2 protein-coding genes are annotated in these 1,838 nt (G+C 61.5%); both read right to left on the bottom strand.

Going from position 1 to position 1,838, the window contains the following annotated elements; translation table 11 throughout:
* Nucleotides 1-564 precede the first annotated feature (564 nt).
* Nucleotides 565-1,188: a hypothetical protein gene (locus ACFCZN_RS21150; protein ID WP_430558070.1), complete on the bottom strand. Its 624-nt coding sequence runs from the start codon at nt 1,186-1,188 to the stop codon at nt 565-567.
* The coding region (locus tag ACFCZN_RS21155) for a ParA family protein (protein ID WP_430558071.1) at nt 1,188-1,838 on the bottom strand (651 nt) is incomplete at its 5' end. The genes ACFCZN_RS21155 and ACFCZN_RS21150, both read right to left, overlap by 1 nt.

The raw sequence follows: 1,838 nt of genomic DNA on the forward strand, positions 1-1,838 counted from the left end.
GGGTATGAGAGATCAATCGTCATGCGCTGCTCCTTCGATCGGTACTGGCTAGGAGACTCAAGCGGGTTCCTGCGACTTGCCCGCCGGTCTTGCTATCAGAGCACTTTCCTTCATTCATGCATGACTTCATGCATGAGCGGTTTCCCGTACGGGATCCGTGCGGACCACGTAAGGACCTATATGCATTCATGCCTTCATGCATACATGCTTGCGTTCATGCATGATTTCTTGCGTGCCTTCTTGTCTCGGTTCATGCATGAACGCCTTCATGGCACAGTTCATGCATGAACGCCTTCATGAAGCAGTTTATGCAGAGTGGGCGGCATGGGGCGCTCCATGCATGTTTGACTGCATGTCTTCCTACATGCATGAACCGGTTCCTTCATGGGTTCATGCATGTATGAAGACATGAACTACTGCGCGAGGTTGCACTCGGGCTGCTAACGGGGACGTCCTCGTAAGCGGAACAGCCAGGCATCGATCATTCATGCCTACATGAACGCATGAACGCCGGCACGGCGCGGGCGGTACCGCGGCGTGCCGACGCTAGCGGCGAGAGGGAGGCTACCGAAGGCCGACCTTTCGCTCTGAGACTTCGAGCATGTAGTCCAGCGCCCGGTTCGTGAGGCTCGTCGTCGACTCCCCGGATACAGCTGAGTAGAGCTTCAGGCGGCGACGAAGATCAGGACTAAGGCGGGTGGAGAAGGGGACGAGGGCCGCATCGTCGTTGCGTCCGAGTACGGGTTCGAATCTGGGATCGGTCTCTTCGGGGGAAGTGGCAGGAGCGGATTGGCGACGTGTCCGCGGCTTCGCCGCACCATCTCGCGCTGGCGTGTGTGCCGGAGTGGGGGGCAACGGAGCCTCCGCGGGCGGTGCGCCCTGTTCGTTCTCGACTTTGTCCACGACGGAACCGATGTCGCCGATTGAGTCTCCGCTCGGCTCTGGATCGAGTTCGGGCTCAACGACGTTCATTGCAGCCTTGCCGTCACCATCGGCGACGTAGTCGGCGGTGCCATCGCCCGGAACACCGTCATCGTCCGTGGCCGACGCTTCAGCGGTGGAGGCTGCCACTTGGGGCACAGACGAGTCTCGCGATGCGTTCCCGGTGTACGTCGGGGGGATCTCCGGGGCCGGCTGGCCAAGGACGACGTCCAGTGCGGTCCTCTTCTGCATCCGTGGCTTCGGCATCAGTTCGTCCCTCTCTTGCCATCGGCCAGCGCCTTGGCGTGCTCGCCGAACAGGTCCGAAAGGACCTTCGCGCCGTCGTTCTTCAGTTCGTGCAGTGGCAGCTGTTCGCTTGCGACCTCTGCCGCGGCCACACGCTGCGGGATCACAGGCTGCATGACCAGTCCGCCCACAGTCTCGTTGAGTTCCGTGATGCGGTAGCGGTGCTCGTTCGTTCTACGGACCATGTTCACCATCACTCCGAAGAGCGTGAGCGACGGGTGCGGTCCTTGTCGGATCCCCTCGAGTGTCGTCAGGAAGCGGTCGAGGCCTTCCGAGCTCCAGGGCTCGGGGATCGTTACGGCGATCACCTGGTCTGCCGCGAGCAGTCCTGAGACCGTGCATGTCCCCAGGTCAGGCGGCAGGTCGATGATGATGTCGTCGTACTTGGAGAGCAGGTCGGCGTTGTCCCGCAGGACCTTCTGAAGGCGGAAGGCGGCCATCACGTCCGGGTCGCGCTCGAGTGTCTGGATCGTGTCGGAGCCGGGGACCACGTCGATACCCTCCCACTTCGACTTCTCGATCGCGTCCGACAGGTGCGCAGGAGCCTTGGCTCGCAGGACATCCTCGATCGTGATGTCGCCTTCAGCGCCTACTGTCGAGGACGCTGACAT

The sequence above is a fragment of the Isoptericola sp. NPDC056134 genome, from assembly GCF_042264825.1.
Lineage (GTDB): Bacteria > Actinomycetota > Actinomycetes > Actinomycetales > Cellulomonadaceae > Isoptericola > Isoptericola nanjingensis.